We start from the raw sequence: 16170 nt of genomic DNA, 5'->3' as shown, positions 1-16170 counted from the left end.
GGGGGAGGGAGAGGCGTGGCGTTTCAGGCGCGTGCTTCCGACCCCGATATTTGATCCTTGACCCCGGCCAGATGGCGGGACAGGACCAGCATGAGCGGCACCACGGCGAGCGCCGTCGCGGCGGCGGCCACCGCCGCCCAGCGGGGGCCGGCCGCGTCCCCGAGCTGGCCGTAGAGCAGCGGCGCCGCGAGCGCGCTGCCCCCGAGCGTGCAGGTGTAGAACACCGCGAACGCCCGCTCGACCCGGCCGTGGGGGGCCAGTTCCGGCACCGTGCCGTACAGGACCGACGAGGTGCCGTTCAGCATCACGCCGAGCAGCGGCAGCAGGATCAGCGCGGGGGCGAGCGGCAGGGCGATCACCGCCAGGATCGCCGCCGCGGTCCCGGTCTCGGTGAGCAGCACGGTCCGGGTCACGCCGAGGCGCTCCCCGAGCCGGCCGCAGACGGCCTTGCCGAGCGCGCCGCCGATGAACACCAGCGAGAGCGCCAGCCCCACGGTGGTCAGGGCCGCGCCCTTCTCCTGCAGCAGGAACGGCAGGTAGAGCAGGAAGGCCGGGCGGGCGGCGTTGTCGAGAGTGCCGATGGCGACGAGCAGTCCGAAGCCGGACCGGGCGCCCGCCCCATCGCCGGAGCGCGCCGAGCGCACCGCGCTCTTGGACCTCTCGGTGTGTGAGGTGGGATCACGCGGCAGCCAGCGGGCGACGCCGAGGGCGACCGCCACGCCCAGCCCGGCAATCACCCAGAGCGCGGAGCGCCAGCCCGACAAGGTCAGCAGGAAGCCGACCAGCGGCGGCACGGCCGCCTTCCCGAGATCGCCGGCGAAGTTGTAGGTGCCGAGCGGGCCGCGCGCCGCGGCGCCGTAGGCCCGGGCGATCACCGTCGAGGCCAGCGGATGCTGCGTGCTGCTGCCCGCGCCCCCGAGCAGCAGGCCGGCGCAGAGGCCGATCAGCCCGCCCGACGCCCCGGCAAGCGCGTAGCCGCCGGCGCTGAGCAGCGTCCCGAGCACCAGCACCGTGCGGGCGCCGAGTGACTGGGCGAGCCAGCTCGCCGGCATCTGCAGGGCGGCGAGCGCGCCGTTGTAGAGCGAGCGCAGCAGCGCCAGCGCCACGTAGTCGAGGCCGAACTCCGCCTGCCAGACCGGCAGCAGCACGTAGATCAGGTCGGTGTAGCCGTCGTGCAGGGCGTGGTTGATCCCGGTGACCACGAGGGTGCGCTTGTCCTCGATGCGTTTGGCCTCCCGGTCCGGGGCGGCGTCGAGCGAGGCGGTGAACTCCGATGCGCGGGCCATCCTGCGATCCTTGATGATTCCACCACAGGATGCGGGTCTCGCGCCCGGCTGACAAACGCCTTATGCTGACGCTCGCGTGAGGAAACCTGACACGCATGCATCGCCGCCTACCGCCGCTCAACGCCGTCAAAGCCTTCGAGGCCGCGGCCCGCCACGTGAGCTTCACCCGCGCCGCGAACGAGCTGCGCGTCACCCACGGGGCGGTGAGCCGGCACGTGCAGATGCTCGAAGCCTGGCTCGGCGTGCCGCTGTTCGAGCGCCACAACCGGCGGGTGGTGCTCACCGAGGCCGGGCGCAGCTACGCCGCCGAGATCGGCGCCGCCCTCGACCGGGTCGCCCTCGCCACCGCCCGCCAGGTGGAGCGCGGCCGGCCGCGCCTGCTGCACGTCAACGCGCTGGCCACCTTCACCCTGCGCTGGCTGATCCCGCGCCTGTCGGGCTTCCAGGTCGCCCATCCGGCCATCGAGGTCCGGCTGACCACCTCCAACGTGCCGCTGGCGAGCCTCGCCGACCCGTTCGACGTCGCGATCCGCGGCGGGCCGGATACGCGCCCCGGCCATGTCGGGCAGCCGTTCCTGACCGAGCGGCGCATGCCGGTCTGCAGCCCGGCCCTGCTGGAGCGCCTGCCCCTGCAGGAGCCGGAGCAGCTGCGTCACCACACCCTGCTCCACGCGGCGACGCTCCCGCAGGTCTGGCCGCACTGGCTGCGCGCCGCCGGGGTGCCGGATCTGATCCCCCAGGCCTCCGTGACCCTGGAGCATTTCTACCTGACGCTCCAGGCCGCCCTCGACGGTCTCGGCGTGGCGATGGGCCCGGAGCGCCTGATCGCCGACGACGTGGCCGCCGGCCGCCTGACCTGCCCGTTCCCGGGCCCGTCCCTGCCGGCGCGGAGCTACTACACCTACGTGCCGGAGGCCCGGGCCGACGATCCGACGGTGCGCGCCTTCTGCGCCTGGCTCACCGAGGCGGCGCGGGACACCTGAAGCGCCGGGGATGGCGTCGGGGGTCGGACTGGCGCAAGGATGGTTCTCAGGAACGCGTTCGGCGGCGGCGTCAGCGCCGGCGGGCGGATGCTGCGGCCGAAGGTGAGTCCATGGCGCGCAAGCGTCTCCGCCCCACGATCGTCTACCTGTCCGAGGCCGTGGCGCGGCTCGGGCTCGCCCCGGATTCCATCGACCTGGAAACCCTGCGCGCCGAGCTCGAACTGCCGGAATTCGGCGCCGAGGTCGACGACGAGCGGGTCGCCGACGTTTTGCGCGCCCGCCAGAAGGCCCGGGCCTTCGCGGAGACCGGCGTCCCGGCGGTTCGGAAGGCCATCCCGGCCCTCAGGGCCGCCATCCTGCGGGACCGCCGGGTGATCTGGACCATCCGGACCGAGATCCCGCTCCTCGATAACGGCCGCCTGGACCTGCGGATCGACAGCGCGCCGGATCCGGCGGCGGCCGAGATCCTGGCCCGCATGGCGGCCCGGAACGACCCGGCGCACCGCATCGAGGCCCTGCGGGCGGCGGTGGCGGAGCGCGCCGCCGAGGTCACCCGGACCCTGGCCAAGCCGGTGGAGCACCTGCGGGGGCAGATCCTCCAGGACCTGCGCGAGGTCGGGGCCGACGCCCCCGCCTACATCGCCCATCTCGACCGCTCGCTGCGCTCCCGGGTGTTCAGCTTCGGGCCGAAGCTGGCGCGGTCATTGAACGACACGCTCGCCCCCGTGCGCCGCCACGCCAAGGCAGTGGCGAGCGAGGGCTCGCGCCTGCGCCGCCTGCGCGATCAGGTCGGCTTCGGCGCCTATATCGAGCGCTTCAGTGCCGCCCGCCGGCTGAACCGGCGGATCCTGTTCCACATGGGGCCGACCAATTCCGGCAAGACCTACGCCGCCCTGCAGATGCTGACGGCGGCGCCGACCGGCACCTACCTCGCCCCCCTGCGGCTGCTCGCCCTGGAGAATTACGAGGCCCTGCGCGAGCGCGGCCTCCGGGCCGGCATGGTCACCGGCGAGGAGGTTTTGGGCGAGCCGCAGCCGACCCACACCGCCCGCACCATCGAGACCGCCGACCTGACCCGCCCGATCGACGTGGCGGTGATCGACGAGATCCAGATGCTGTCGGATCCCGATCGCGGCTGGGCCTGGACCAACGCCTTGTTCGGCGTGGCCGCCCGGACCGTGGTCGTGTGCGGCTCCGACGACGCCCTGGCCTATGTCCGCCGCGCCGCCGAGGCCGCGGGCGAATCGCTGGAGGTGATCCCGTTCACCCGCAAGTCGCCGCTGCTGCTGCTCGACGAACCGGTCCCCTTGGAGAAGGTCGAGCCGGGGGATGCGGTCGTGGCGTTCTCGCGCCGGGCCGTGCACGAGAACCGCGAGATCCTGGTCGCCCGCGGGCACCGGGTCGCGACCATCTACGGCGCCCTGTCGCCGGAGGTGCGCCGGGCCGAGGCCACGCGCTTCCGCACCGGCGAGGCCAACGTGCTGGTCACCACCGACGCGATCGGCATGGGGCTCAATCTCGGGCCGCTCCGGCGGATCGTGTTCTCGACCGTGCGCAAGTGGGACGGCGTGAAGGAGCGCGGCCTGACCAATTCCGAGATCCGCCAGATCGCGGGCCGGGCCGGCCGCTACGGCCACCAGGATGTCGGCTACGTGGCGGCGACGGACGCAATCGCGGTGGAGCCGATCCGGATCGCCCTCTCGGGCGCACCGACGGCGCCGGCGGCCGATTCGCGCTTCTTCGTCCGGCCGGATCTCGGCGCGATCCGTTCGGTCGCCGAGGAGATGCAGACCCAGAGCCTCCACGAGGTGCTGACCCATTTCGCTCGGGCGACCTTCTACGCCGGCTCACCGTTCCAGCCCTCGGCCTTGGAGGAAATCCTCGATGTCGCCCGGACGGTCGATCGGGCGCGGCTGCCGATCGAGGAAAAGTTCGCCTTCTCGGTCTGCCCGATCAACCGGCGCGACGAGATCGCCATGGGTATGCTCGAGCGCTGGAGCCAGGCCCGGGCCGCCGGCACCACGGTCCCGGCCCTGCGGGCCAACCTGGCCGGGGAGCTCGACTACCAGGAGCGGACCGTGCGGCTCGCCAGCGCCTATCTGTGGCTGTCGCGTCGCTTCCCCGACACGTTCGACGATGTCGAGGCGATCCGGCACATGCGCGGCCGCGCCAACGACGCCATCGAGCAGCACCTGCGCGACACCGCCACCCGCAGGGCCGAGCGCCGCACGCGGCGGGCAGGCACGCGGTAGCGCATCATCCTGAAAGGTGGTTGCCGGCTTTCGGGAAAAGATGATGCGAAATAACGACTTAAAACTCACCAGCGGTAGCCGAGGCTGGCGATGACGGTCCTGCCGTTCCCGTAGAAGCAGCCGCCCGCCGCGAAGCAGGAGGCGAGGTAGGTCCGGTCGAACAGGTTCGCGGCGTTGACCGAGACCTGCCAGCCCGCCAGTCCCGGATCGGCGGCGCCGAGATCGTAGCGGATCGCCGCATCGACCAGGGTCACGGGCGGCACCGAGAAGCTGTTGGCGGGATCGCCGGCGCTCCGGCCGATGACGCGGATCCCGCCGGCGAGGCTGAGGCCCGCGAGCGGCCCGCCCGGGACCCGGTAATTCGCCCAGAGCGAGACCAGCTGATCGGGCACGGCCACGAAGCGCTTGCCGACGAGTGCCGGGTCGCTGTCCCGGCGCACGGTGGTGTCGAGGTAGGTATAAGCGCCGATCAGATCGAGGCTGTCGGACAGGGTTGCGCGGGCCTCGAACTCGATGCCGCGCGAGCGCACCGCGCCGGTCTGGACGCTGTAGAACGGATGCGCTGGGTCGGCGGTGGCGACGTTGTCCTGGGTGATGTCGAAGCCCGAGACGGCGACAAAACTCTCCAGGCCCGGCGGCTGGTACTTCACCCCGGCCTCGGTCTGCCGCGCATGGGTCGGCTTGAACGGGGCGCCCGAAAAGCCGGTGCCCAGCGTCGGCTCGAACGAGGTCGCGTAGCTCGCATACGGCGCGAGGCCGCTGTCGAACAGGTAGGCGGCGCCGACCCGGCCGGTGAAGGCCTGGTCGTCCTGGGCGGATGTCCGCGCGGCCAGGCGACTCGCGGTGTCGAGGACGGACCAATCCTGCCTTCCCCCGATCGTGACCGCCCAGTGATCCAAGCGCATCTGGTCCTGGGCGTAGAGTCCGACGCGGTTCCAGTCCTGACGGGTGCGCGGGAGGGCAGCCGGGCGCGCGAAGGGCCGGCCGTAGACCGGCGCCGCGTAATCGATCGCCGGCACCGGGCCGAAGCCCGACGCGTTCACATCCGCCCGGGAGCCCTGATAGCCGAGCCCGAGCAGGATTGTATGGCCGATCGGCCCGGTGGCGAAGTCGGCCTGCGCCTGGTTGTCGAGCGACACGCCGTCGACCGCCTCCTGCGACCAGGAGGCCGAGCGTTCGAGCAGGCTCGGGGTCGCGCCGAACGGAGCGAAGAAGTTGATCGCCACGCCTTCGAAGCGCGTGTCGATATGGGCGTAGCGCAGGTTCTGGCGGACGGCCCAGGTCGCGTCGAAGCGATGCTCGAAGGCGTAGCCGATCATCGCCTGCTGGCGGTCGTAAGCATCGAAGCCGGGCTCGCCCGGGAAGAAGCGGCGCCGGATCCGGCCGGCCGGGTTGGGGAACAAGGTCCCCTCGGCCGGGAGCCAGCCCGCAAAATTGTTGTGCGGATCGTTCTGGTAGAAGCCGAGCAGGGTGAGATGCGTGTCGTCGTCCGGCCGCCAGGCCAGCGCCGGCGCCAGCACGAGCCGCTGCTCCTTGGAAAAGTCGGGCTGGGTGTCGACCCGGCGGCCGAGGCCGTTGAGGCGATAGGCCCAGCTGCCGTCCTCAGTGACCGGGCCGCCGAGGTCGAAGGCCGCCTCGGCGCGGTTGCGGTTGCCGGTGGTGAGCGTCACGGCGCGGAACGGCTGCTCGGTCGGCCGCTTGCTCACCATGGCGATGAGGCCGCCCGGGCTCGCCTGCCCGTAGAGCACCGAGGCCGGGCCGCGCAGCACCTCGACGCGCTCCAGCACGGACGGATCGATGACCTGGGCCGCCCAGTTGCCGCCCTTGACCAGCGGCAGGCCGTCGAGGACCTGCGGGTTGGTCGCGCTCGCCGCGAAGCCGCCGAAGCCGCGCAGGAACACGCTCTCCAGCACGCCGCCGACCCGCGTGTCGGCGAACACGCCCGGCGTGTAGCGTAAGGAATCGCCGACGCTCCGGGCCGCCTGCTGGTCGATCTGTGCCCGGGGGATCACCGACACCGCCTGCGGCACCGTGATGAGGGGCGTGTCGGTCTTCGTGCCCGCGGCCGTGACCTGCGCCACGAGGCCCGGGACCGGATCCGTGCCGGTGATCCCGCGGCCGCTCACCGTGAGGGCCGGCAGCGCGATCTCCGCGCCTTCGCCGCCAAGCTTGGGAGCGGCCCGATTCCGAGTGGCCGAGAGCCGGTCCGGCTCGTCGCCCGAGGGCGCGTCGGTCAGCGGCCGGGACTCGGCGCGGAGGTCCGCCGGGGCGAGGCACAGGATCAGCGCCAGCACCGCGCCGCTCGTTCGGCTGCCCAGACCTGGAGGCCACGGCCGATCGAACATGGCGGGGGCGTTCCGGTGCAACGGGCGCGGAGACATCGTCGGCTCCTGTCTGAGGAGCCCAGCGCTACGGCGATTGCTTGAGTCGATCAACAAAGGTAGGATGATTGGATGAAACTATCTTTTAGCGCAATTCCAAGGCGTTCAGGTCATGGACCGCGAGTCGTTCACCCTCCACGATGTCTCGACCTTCCCCATCGTCCGGCTGCGGAATGAGGCGGCCTCCTCTCCCGGCTACGCCCCCACCTGGTGCGCGGAGATGGATCGGCTTCTGGCCAGCCAAACACCCTTCGCGCTCATCTACCCGGCCCGCCGGACCGATGAGCCGCATGACGACCGGGTCGCCCGGGGGCTCTGGCTGAAGCGGAACAAGGCGGCCCTGGCAGCGCGCTGCCGGGCCTTGATCGTGGTCGAGCCCGACCCGCATCGACGCCAGGCGCTGGAGGCGGCCTTTCCCAGCCTGGTCCGCGCGTTCGGCACGCCCCAGGCCGCCTGCGCCACCGATCGGGATGCGGTTGCGCTCGCCAGGCAGGTTCTGGGGGCGGAGGACTAACGAAGCCGGGGGCGATCAGCCGCCGGAGGCGGCGAGCGTCTCGACGCTCGCGAGCGCGTCGAGGATCGGTCCGACGATCGCCCGGGCGGCCTCCGCCGCGCCAGGCTCGTCCCGGTCCCGGATCGCGTCGACCAGCCGGCGATGGGCCGCGAGGTCCGGCTCGGGCAGGGTCAGGTCGGCGAGCGCCGTGATCGTGCTGCCGTGCAACGACAGGGCGAAGTAGCGATAGAGCTCCACGAGGGCGGCGTTGTCGCCGCATTGCGCCACCGCGACATGGAAGGCGATATCGCGCTCGATGAAGCCGGCGAGATCGCCGTCTTTCGGACGCTCCCCCCGCGCTTCCAGCAAGGCTTCGAGCCGCGGCAGGTCGTCATCGCTCCGCCGCGCCGCAGCCCGGCGCGCCGCCTCGGTTTCGAGGAGCGCGCGCAGCTCGAAATGGTCGCGCAGGCTCGCATGGGTCACCCGGCGCATGATCTCCGCCGGGTCGACGTTCAGCCGGACATAGGTCCCGTCGCCCTGCCGCACCTCCAGCACCTTGGCGTGGGAGAGCACCCGCACGGCCTCCCGCACGGTGTTCCGCCCGACCTGGAGCATCTCGGCGAGTTCCGCCTCCTTCGGGATGCGGGCGCCGACCTTCCAATGGCCGCCCTCGATCTGCGTGCGGATGAGATCGATGGTCGAATCGACCAGGGAGCGTCGCGGGATCTGGGGAAGAGACGGGGTGGTCGCCATGCCACGCTCATATGGGCGGAAGACGGATCATCCTACCTCTCGTGACACGGATTGACGATTGCGACAAAAAACGTAGGATGATCCTACTTTAACGCCGTCATCAGGCCAGCGATGAGCCGTTCACCAGTTCGATCCGGGATCGCGCGCTCATGCATCGCGGCCGCCCGAGCCGCTGTTGCCGCATGACCGGCCGCGCCGCTCACCCATCGTCGCGTGCCGTCGTCTTTTTGCGGAGCGCCTGTGAGCGCCTCCTCGCCATCGACATCCTGACGCCCCGGGGAGGCCACGTCGCGCGCTCGACCGGCGCAGCGATTCTCGCCCTCGGCGTCGCGTTCGGCCTGCAACTCGAGACGCCCTACTCGGCGGCCTCGACGGTCCTGCTGGTCGCCAACGCCAACCAGGGCGCGGTTCTCGCCAAGGGTGGATGGCGCCTCGTCGGCACGGTGATCGGCGGCGTGGCCGCGCTCGCCCTCATGGGCCTGTTCATCCAGGCGCCGGTCCTGTTCATCCTCGGTTTCGCCCTCTGGCTCGGCCTCTGTACCGCCGGGGCGACGCTGCTCCGCCACTTCCGGGCGTCCGGCGCGGCGGTTGCCGGCTATACGGTCGGCCTCGCCACCTATGGCGCCCTGGAGACGCCCGAGCGGGCGCTGGATGCGGTGCTGGGCCGTACGGCCACCGTCGCGGTCGGCGTGGTCTGCCTCGGGGTGGTGGCGGCCCTGTTCAGCAAGCGTGCCACGCGCAGCGCGCTCGACACGGCTCTGATCGGGCAATGCGGCACGATCGCCGGCCTCGCCCTGGAGCGGCTGCGCAGCGAAGAACGGGCGCATGGGCTGCCGACCGCGCCTCAGATCGCCGGCCTCTTCGCGATCGACGATCTGCTGGAGCTGAGCCGAGCCGAGTCCCCGGACCTGGCGGGGCGTGAAGGCGCGGTGCGCGACACCATCGCGGCCCTGTTCGGCGCGCTGCTGGGCACGCCGGACCTGTGCGCCGTCGATCCGCAGGCGCCCCGGGATTGCGTGGCGGCGCACCGGGACGTCGTCGCCGGACTGCCGCGGATCCTGGCCCTGATCGAGGCCCGGCGCTTCGCTGACGCGCTCGACCGGATCACCGCGTTGCGCGAAACTCTGCTGCCGCGCGTAGGCTGCGCCGAAACTGCGGAGACCGGAACACCCGCCCCCTTGATCGCCCTCGACCGGCTCGTCGCGTTCGTCGAAGATTACGGGTCGGCGCTGTCGGGAATGGTACGCCTGCATGGGGGCCGCCCGATTCCGGCGCGGTCGTTCCGGTTCCATCGGGACTGGGGGGCGGCGACCGAGAACGGCCTACGCTCGGCGCTGGCGATCCTGCTCGCGGGCGCCTTCGGGATCGCGACCGGCTGGAACGACTGGTCGCTCCTGCTGCTCATCCTCGCCCCCTATTCGGTCCTGCTCGCCATGACCGGCAATCCGGCGGCAGGCGCCGTCGCGTTCATCCAAGGTACGATCGTGGCCGTGCCGGCGGCCTTCGTCTGCGCCTTCGGCCTGATGCCGAGCGTGCAGGGTTTCCCGCTGCTGATCGCGGTGATCGCGCCGTTCTGGATGGCAGGCCTCTACGCCACCACCGTGCCGCGCCACGCGCCGGCCGGGCTCGCCTACCTGGTCGCGTTCAACACCCTCGTCGGCGCGACCAACCCGATGGTGTTCAGCGTCCCGGCCTTCCTGAACCAGGCCTTCGGCTGGGTGGCGGCGGTCTTCGTGACGCTTCTCGTCTTCCGCCTGCTCTTGCCGCACGATCCCCGGCGGCAAGCGCATCGCATCCAGGCGGCTCTGCGCCGCGACGCGCTGGCCCGCTTGGAGGCGGACCCGCCCGAGCCTCGGCACGTCTGGGAGCATCTCCAGCATCACCGGCTGGCCCGCATCGCCCTGAGCCTCCGGGCCGATCCGGCTGCGGCGGCCATGATGACGGCGGACGGAATCGCAGCCCTGCAGGTCGGGCGCGCGGCGATTCGAGCCCGCGCCGCGGCTCGAAACCCCACCGCACCGGCGCTCCTGCGCACGATGACCCTGCGGGCCCTGTCCGACGCCACCCGGTCGCCGCGACAGGCGCGCGACATCCTCGCGGCGGCAGCCGCCGAGATCGCGGCGCGGTCGATCGAGGATCCTCGCGCATGGCCGGTGGCGCATCGGGTCGCCGCCTGCCTGACCGACATGGCGATGCGGCTCGAAGCCCATCCGGACCGGTCCTTCGGCCGGCACCGACGCGTCCCATGCTGAGCGAGGTCGCCATCGGGGGCATCTACCTGCCGCCCATCCTCGTCTACCTCGTCGCGGCGATCCCGGTCTTCACCGGGCTTCGCGCCGTCCTGGCCCGGACGGGGGTGCTGCGCTTCGCCTGGCATCCCGCGCTGCTGGAATGCGCGGTGCTGCTCGCGACGGTGGCGCTCCTCATCCTGTTCGTCTGAGTGCCGCCATGACGGTCCTGAAGCGCCTGCTCCGCCCCTTGCTGACCCTGGTCATCGTCGCCGCCACACTGGTGCTGCTCGTGGCTTTGTGGCGCGCCTACATGCTCGCGCCCTGGACGCGCGACGGGCGGGTCAGCGCCGAGGTGGTGCGCGTCACCCCCGAGGTCTCGGGTACAATCGTCGACGTGCGCGCCGTCGACAACCAGTTCGTCCATCGGGGCGACATCCTCTACGTCATCGACCCGCACCGCTTCCGGCTGGCGCTCGACGGCGCGCAGGCCGTGGTCCTGGCCAGGCGCGAGGATGCGGCGCTGAAAGCCGCGACGGCGCGCCGACGCAACCAGCTGGCGCCGGGTGTCGTGGCCCCAGAAACGATCGAGCTGGCGAACGGCATGGCGGCGATCGCGCAGGCCGATCACGACGCGGCGCTCGCCGCCGCCCATGTCGCGCAGATCAACCTCGATCGCACCACGATCCGGGCACCGATCGACGGCTACGTCACCAACCTCCGGCTGCGGCCGGGCGATTATGCGACGGCCGGCGTCACCCGCGTCTCGGTGATCGATGCGGAGGGATTCTGGATCACCGCGTATTTCGAGGAGACCAAGCTGTCCCGGATCGCGATCGGCGCCCGCGCCGAGATCCGCCTGATGGGCTTCGCGCCGCCCGTCTCCGGGCACGTGGACAGCATCGGACACGGCATTGCCGACGCCAATGAAAGCCCGGATCATCTCGGCCTGCCGAGCGTCAATCCGGTCTTCACCTGGGTGCGGCTGGCGCAGCGCATTCCCGTCCGGATCCACATCGACGCGGTGCCGCCGGGCGTGACGCTCGCGGCGGGCATGACCTGCAGCGTGGCCGTCGGCGAAGCCGCTGCCGGAGGCCGGCTGCTGTCCCGGCTGGATTTCCTACCGTAACGAGGCCCTGGCACCGGGCAGCGGCAGACCGTGGACGCGCTGAAGGCTGTCGGAGCCTGTTTGACCGCACGATCCCAATCTCCCCCTCATCCTGAGGTGCCTGCGCGAGCAGGCCTCGAAGGAGCCCTCCCGGGATCGCGCGGCCGGCTGGAGGGCTCCTTCGAGGCCTCTGCTTCGCTCCGTCGCCTCAGGATGAGGGCGAGGATGGGGAAGACCGGTCAAACAGGCTCTCAGAGGTCGGATCGTTCCCGCGGTCGATTCGCCCTCGGTTCGCGACCACCGTTCTCTTGAAAGCCTGTTCCGTTCGCCATAAAGAACGCGCGTACCAGCCGGCCGGTCACGCGCGCCGGCCCGATTCCGGCGCAGGAAGGAACAGCCGATGCCCGAGCGACTCGATGCCCGCACCATCGCGGCGACCAACGGCGTGGCCCAGGATACGGCCTTCGGGGCTGTGATCGCGCCGATCCATCTGTCGACGACCTTCAAGTTCCCGGCCTTCGAGCAGCCCGGCCCGTACGATTACTCCCGCCTCGGTAATCCGACCCGCGACCAGCTCGCCGACACGATCGCCAAGCTGGAAGGGGGCGCCCGGGCTGTCATGGTGTCGAGCGGCATGGCGGCCCTCGACCTCGCCCTGTCGAGCCTCTGTCCCGGCGACCTGCTGGTCGCGCCGCATGATTGCTACGGCGGGACGCATCGGCTGCTCAGCCTGCGCGCCGCCCGCGGGCAGTACCGCGTGATCTTCGTCGACCAGACCGACGAGGCGGCCCTGGCCGCGGCGCTGGCCGAAAAGCCCAAGGTCGTGCTGGTCGAGACGCCGAGCAATCCGCTGATGCGGGTGGTGGATGTCCGCCGGGTCACCGGCCAGGCCAAGGCGGTCGGCGCGCTGGCTGTTGTCGACAACACCTTCCTGTCGCCGGCGCTGCAGCAGCCGATCGCCCTCGGGGCGGATCTCGTCGTCCACTCCACCACGAAATTCCTCAACGGCCATTCGGACGTGATCGGCGGGGCCGTGATCGCCGCCGAGGCCTCGGTCGGCGACGCGCTCGCCGCCTGGGCGAACACGATCGGGGTCACCGGCTCGCCGCTCGACGCCTACCTGACGCTGCGCGGCATCCGCACCCTGTTCGTCCGGGTGGAGCGCCAGCAGCAGAATGCGGCGCAGCTCGCGGCCTTCCTGGATGCGCATCCGGCCGTGAGTCGCGTGCATTACCCGGGCCTGCCGAGCCATCCGGGCCACGCCATCGCCAAGGCGCAGCAGGCCGGGTTCGGCGCCATGCTGAGCTTCGAGCTGGCCGGCGGCCGCGCCGCGGTGAAGATCCTGGTTGAGACCCTGCGGGTGTTCACGCTGGCGGAATCGCTAGGCGGGGTCGAGAGCCTGATCGCGCACCCGCCGACCATGACGCATGCGGCGATGGATCCCGAGGCGCGGGCCATCGCGGGCATCACGGACGGGCTGCTGCGGCTGTCGATCGGTCTCGAAGCCGTGGACGATCTTCTGGCCGACCTGTCCCGCGGCCTTGAGGCGGTCAACCGGGGCTGAGCCGGCCGCTCACTCCTCCTCGACCACGCTGAACCCGGACTCGTCTTCGACCACCCGGTACCGGGACAGCCGCAAGGTCTGGGAGCGCTCGGCCGCCTCGTCCCGGCATTTCAGGACGTGCGCGGTCCGGTTGACGACTTGGAGGTTCGGCGCGCCCCAGTATCCGAGCAGCTCCGGCCAGGGCGCGTCGCGGTGCTCGCGCCAGACCCGGTAGAGCGGCAGGGCGTGGTCGACCTCGGCGGTGCGCAGCAGCCGCTTGCCGGAGGCCTTGCAGCGATGCCCCTGGTGGCGCTTCAGCACTTTGACCTGCTCGTGCGGGGCGATCCAGAACTTCCAGGCGGCGACACAGGCCGCGTGCCAGGCGGCCTTACCGTTCGGCACGCCCTGCCCCCAGAGGTCGCGGTGCCAGCCGAAGCGGTAGACCGGCTGGCCGCAGATGCAACAGGCACCGCGACCGCGGGCGAAGGCCAGTTCGCGGAACGGGGCGGGCGGCACCCGGAAGCTCGCCAGGCGGCCGCCGGCACCGCCCTCGCCGAGCTGCCAGGTCCAGCCCTCGGGTGTGCCTGAGCGCGCCGCCAGGGCCCGGGCCAGCCGGTCGGCCCGCAGGATGTGGTTGCGCCAGTAGCTCTCCACCGCCAGACGCGGGGTCGGCGGGATCAGCGGCCGCGTCAGGGCGTGGTGCAGCACCGGGGCCGGGAAGATCGCCGGCAGGGCCCGCTCCAGCCGGGCCTGAGCCTTGGCGTTCTTCAGTTCGCGCCAGCTGGATGTCGTGATCGAAACCGTCATGCCGGGCCGTGCTAGCGCGCGACGCGCGGGAAGGCGACGGCATCCGGGCCACAGGTTCGGGCTGGCGGGCTTAAGAAAGTGTTTCCCGTGAAACATCGCCGCACAGGCACGCGGCCGCGCGCCATCGACGCCTACAGGTCGACCGACATCGACAGCAGGTAGGTGCGCGGCCCGCCCTGGAAGAACGTTCCGAACGAGGCGACCCCGGTCCAGTACCGCGTCCCGGTGGCGTTCAGCACGTTGGCCCGGAACGTCGTCCGGCGCCCGTCGATCGTCGTCGCGTAGCGCAAGCCGAGATCGAGCCGCGCCCAGTCCGGCAGGGCCTGGCTGTTGGCGAGGTCGATGAATTGCCGCCCGGTATAGATCACCGCCCCATCGACGGTCAGGCCCGGCAGCCCGGGCAGGTCCCACGCGGCGCCGAGATTAAGTTGCACGTCTGGCACCCCGATCGGCGCGTGGCCGAGATTGCTGGCGGTGGCGGTCCGGGTGAGGACGCCGTCGAGCAGGCTGAGACCGCCCAGCACCCGCAACTCCGGGGTGATCTCGCCGTAGACGCTGAACTCGAGCCCGCTGATGCGCTGTTCGCCGGTCTGGGCGAAGTTTTTGGTGACGGGGTTCGCCTCGCCGTTCGGCTTGGTGATCCGGAAGGCGCTGAACGTGGCGCCGATCCGGCCGAGATCGAGCTTCACGCCGGCCTCGACCTGATGCGCCACGTAGGGCGCCAGGATCGCGCCGGCATTGCTCGCCGCCAGCGGGGCGACGTCGCCGCGGCTCAGGCCCTCGATATAATTGGCGTAGAGCGAGACGGCGTCCCACGGCCGGACCACCAAGCCGACCACCGGGGTGGTCGCACTCTTGTCGTAGGCGGAGCTCAGCGTGCCGACATTGGAGAGGTAATTGTGCGCCTCGACCCGCTGCCGGCGCACGCCCAGCGTCAGCAGCACGTGCTCGTCGAGGGCCGAGAGCGTGTCGGCCACCGCGACCCCCGACAGCGTGCTGTCGGACAGGCGCGGCCGCCCGGCGGTAATCGGCGGCGGGATGTAGGCCGCGAGCCGCGGCGCGTAGATGTTCGACAGGTAGGCGCCCCGCCCGGCGGGGAATTGGCGCGCCGTGTCCTCGTTGTAGGAAGAGGCCTGCACCACGAGCGCGTGATGGAGGAAGCCGGTGTCGAAGCGAGCTCGGGCGCCGCCATCGACGGTCGAGCGGTCGATGCCCATCGCGTAGAATTGCGGCGTACTGGTCGTGTCGCCGCGGGCGTTGAGGATGGTCGGGGCCGACTGGAAGTAGCGCTGGACCTCCGTCTGCGCGCCGCCGGCATCGGCGAACAGCGTGACCGCGTCGGTGAGGTCGTATTCCAGGCGCAGAAGGGCGCCGCGGTCGTCGATATCGGAATATTCCCAGCGCTCGGTCAGGTTGAGGCGGCCATCCGGGGCCCGCGGGACCGGCACGCCGGCCCTCAGCTGGAACGGGCGCAAGGGCGCGTCGAAGCGGTCGGTCTGCGCCAGCAGGTACAGCCAGCCGCGGAAACGGTCGCCTTGATAGTCGAGGGCGAGGGCCCCGACTCCGGTCGTCTCGGATTGGCGGGCGAACGGCGTGTCGCCGCCATGCAGGCTGCCGACGAATCGGGCGCCCCATTCCCGGCTCGGGCCGAAGCGGCGCGCGACGTCGAGCTGGCCGCCGCCCCGGGCGACCGAGCCGTAATCCAGGGTGAACCGGGTCAGGTCCTCGCCAGCGCGCTTGGGCACCACGTTGACCACGCCGCCGACCGCGCCGTTCGGCGAAACCCCGGACAAAGCCGCGGAGGGACCCTTCAGCACCTCGATCCGCTCGGCATAGTCGGTGAAGACGCGAAAGCTCGGCGCGACGCCGTAGACGCCGTCGAAGGCAATCTCGCCGCTCGTCCCCTCGCCGGACGGGAAGCCGCGGATCGAAAACGAATCGAACGGCGCCCCGGTGGTCTGGGTGGCGCGCACCGACGGGTCGCGGCTGAGCGCCTCTGACACGGTGCGGGCCTGCCGGTCGCGTACGAAGGTGTCGGTGTAGCTCGTGACGCTGAACGGCGATGTTTTGGTTTCCGTATTGCCGAGCAGGCCGACGCGTCCGCCCTGCGCGACTTGGCCGCCGGCGTAGGCCGGCACCACCCCGCGCGGTGCGCCAGTGCTCTCCACCGAGAGTTCGTCGAGCCGGACATCCTCGGCCCGCGCGGCACCGGGATGGGCGACGAGCAGGATACCCGCGGTCAGGATCGCCGTAGAGCACAGAACCAACGGCGCGCAGCGGCCAGAATGCATCAGGGACATCTTTGACGGCTCGATAGCCCAGCACAGAAACGGTCA

The 16170-nt window shown here is 71.4% G+C and carries 12 protein-coding genes; 7 read left to right on the top strand and 5 right to left on the bottom strand.

All coding sequences use genetic code 11. From position 1 onward, the window contains the following. Window positions 1-23: 23 nt before the first annotated feature. The gene (locus MKL20_RS09400; protein ID WP_244036454.1) at window positions 24-1286 is read right to left on the bottom strand and encodes an MFS transporter; all 1263 of its coding nucleotides are present in this window, start codon (window positions 1284-1286) and stop codon (window positions 24-26) included. Window positions 1287-1381: 95 nt separating this feature from the next. Between MKL20_RS09400 and gcvA the strand changes: the two genes are divergently transcribed. Continuing rightward, window positions 1382-2269, top strand: a complete 888-nt coding sequence (gene gcvA / locus MKL20_RS09395; RefSeq protein ID WP_244036453.1) for a transcriptional regulator GcvA — start codon at window positions 1382-1384, stop codon at window positions 2267-2269. A 110-nt stretch (window positions 2270-2379) separates the two neighbouring features. Next, complete coding sequence (locus tag MKL20_RS09390; RefSeq protein WP_244036452.1) at window positions 2380-4521, top strand: helicase-related protein; 2142 nt, start codon at window positions 2380-2382, stop codon at window positions 4519-4521. A gap of 65 nt (window positions 4522-4586) precedes the next feature. On the opposite strand, the gene MKL20_RS09385 is transcribed toward MKL20_RS09390, so the two are convergent. After that, the gene (locus tag MKL20_RS09385; protein WP_244036451.1) at window positions 4587-6902 is read right to left on the bottom strand and encodes a TonB-dependent siderophore receptor; all 2316 of its coding nucleotides are present in this window, start codon (window positions 6900-6902) and stop codon (window positions 4587-4589) included. A 112-nt stretch (window positions 6903-7014) separates the two neighbouring features. Between MKL20_RS09385 and MKL20_RS09380 the strand changes: the two genes are divergently transcribed. Beyond that, window positions 7015-7416, top strand: a complete 402-nt coding sequence (locus tag MKL20_RS09380; protein WP_244036450.1) for a GntR family transcriptional regulator — start codon at window positions 7015-7017, stop codon at window positions 7414-7416. A gap of 15 nt (window positions 7417-7431) precedes the next feature. On the opposite strand, the gene MKL20_RS09375 is transcribed toward MKL20_RS09380, so the two are convergent. After that, window positions 7432-8148, bottom strand: a complete 717-nt coding sequence (locus MKL20_RS09375) for a FadR/GntR family transcriptional regulator (RefSeq protein WP_244036449.1) — start codon at window positions 8146-8148, stop codon at window positions 7432-7434. 182 nt (window positions 8149-8330) lie between these two features. On the opposite strand from MKL20_RS09375, the gene MKL20_RS09370 reads away from it, so the two are divergent. The 4 genes from MKL20_RS09370 (at window position 8331) to metB (ending at window position 13048) form a co-directional block, all read left to right on the top strand. Next, entirely contained in the window at window positions 8331-10400 is a 2070-nt protein-coding gene (locus tag MKL20_RS09370; RefSeq protein ID WP_244036448.1) for an FUSC family protein, read from the top strand. Further along, a complete protein-coding gene (locus tag MKL20_RS09365; protein WP_244036447.1) occupies window positions 10394-10588 on the top strand; it encodes a DUF1656 domain-containing protein in 195 nt (64 codons plus the stop codon). The genes MKL20_RS09370 and MKL20_RS09365 overlap by 7 nt, the downstream gene beginning before the upstream one ends. 8 nt (window positions 10589-10596) lie before the next feature. Further along, on the top strand, window positions 10597-11505 hold the full coding sequence (locus MKL20_RS09360) for an HlyD family secretion protein (RefSeq protein WP_244036446.1): 909 nt from the start codon (window positions 10597-10599) through the stop codon (window positions 11503-11505). 379 nt (window positions 11506-11884) lie between these two features. Further along, the gene (gene metB / locus MKL20_RS09355) at window positions 11885-13048 is read left to right on the top strand and encodes a cystathionine gamma-synthase (RefSeq protein ID WP_244036445.1); all 1164 of its coding nucleotides are present in this window, start codon (window positions 11885-11887) and stop codon (window positions 13046-13048) included. Window positions 13049-13057: 9 nt separating this feature from the next. Here metB and MKL20_RS09350 read toward each other — a convergent pair whose 3' ends face one another. Further along, window positions 13058-13834, bottom strand: coding sequence for a hypothetical protein (locus MKL20_RS09350; protein WP_244036444.1), 777 nt, complete (start codon window positions 13832-13834; stop codon window positions 13058-13060). A 131-nt stretch (window positions 13835-13965) separates the two neighbouring features. Then, the gene (locus tag MKL20_RS09345) at window positions 13966-16134 is read right to left on the bottom strand and encodes a TonB-dependent receptor (RefSeq protein ID WP_244036443.1); all 2169 of its coding nucleotides are present in this window, start codon (window positions 16132-16134) and stop codon (window positions 13966-13968) included. Between the last annotated feature and the right edge of the window lie 36 nt (window positions 16135-16170).

Source organism: Methylobacterium sp. E-066 (assembly GCF_022829635.1).
Lineage (GTDB): Bacteria > Pseudomonadota > Alphaproteobacteria > Rhizobiales > Beijerinckiaceae > Methylobacterium.
The sequence above is the reverse complement of the archived record's forward strand: the minus strand, read 5'-3'. Positions and strand labels throughout refer to the sequence as shown.

Excerpts from the sequence above, each read along its gene's own strand:
- MKL20_RS09360 (WP_244036446.1), top strand. The coding sequence starts at position 10,597 with ATGACGGTCCTGAAGCGCCTGCTCCGCCCCTTGCTGACCCTGGTCATC.
- MKL20_RS09375 (WP_244036449.1), bottom strand. The coding sequence starts at position 8,148 with ATGGCGACCACCCCGTCTCTTCCCCAGATCCCGCGACGCTCCCTGGTC.
- MKL20_RS09345 (WP_244036443.1), bottom strand. The coding sequence starts at position 16,134 with ATGTCCCTGATGCATTCTGGCCGCTGCGCGCCGTTGGTTCTGTGCTCT.
- MKL20_RS09350 (WP_244036444.1), bottom strand. The coding sequence starts at position 13,834 with ATGACGGTTTCGATCACGACATCCAGCTGGCGCGAACTGAAGAACGCC.
- MKL20_RS09390 (WP_244036452.1), top strand. The coding sequence starts at position 2,380 with ATGGCGCGCAAGCGTCTCCGCCCCACGATCGTCTACCTGTCCGAGGCC.
- MKL20_RS09400 (WP_244036454.1), bottom strand. The coding sequence starts at position 1,286 with ATGGCCCGCGCATCGGAGTTCACCGCCTCGCTCGACGCCGCCCCGGAC.
- MKL20_RS09365 (WP_244036447.1), top strand. The coding sequence starts at position 10,394 with ATGCTGAGCGAGGTCGCCATCGGGGGCATCTACCTGCCGCCCATCCTC.
- MKL20_RS09380 (WP_244036450.1), top strand. The coding sequence starts at position 7,015 with ATGGACCGCGAGTCGTTCACCCTCCACGATGTCTCGACCTTCCCCATC.
- metB (WP_244036445.1), top strand. The coding sequence starts at position 11,885 with ATGCCCGAGCGACTCGATGCCCGCACCATCGCGGCGACCAACGGCGTG.
- gcvA (WP_244036453.1), top strand. The coding sequence starts at position 1,382 with ATGCATCGCCGCCTACCGCCGCTCAACGCCGTCAAAGCCTTCGAGGCC.
- MKL20_RS09385 (WP_244036451.1), bottom strand. The coding sequence starts at position 6,902 with ATGTCTCCGCGCCCGTTGCACCGGAACGCCCCCGCCATGTTCGATCGG.
- MKL20_RS09370 (WP_244036448.1), top strand. The coding sequence starts at position 8,331 with ATGACCGGCCGCGCCGCTCACCCATCGTCGCGTGCCGTCGTCTTTTTG.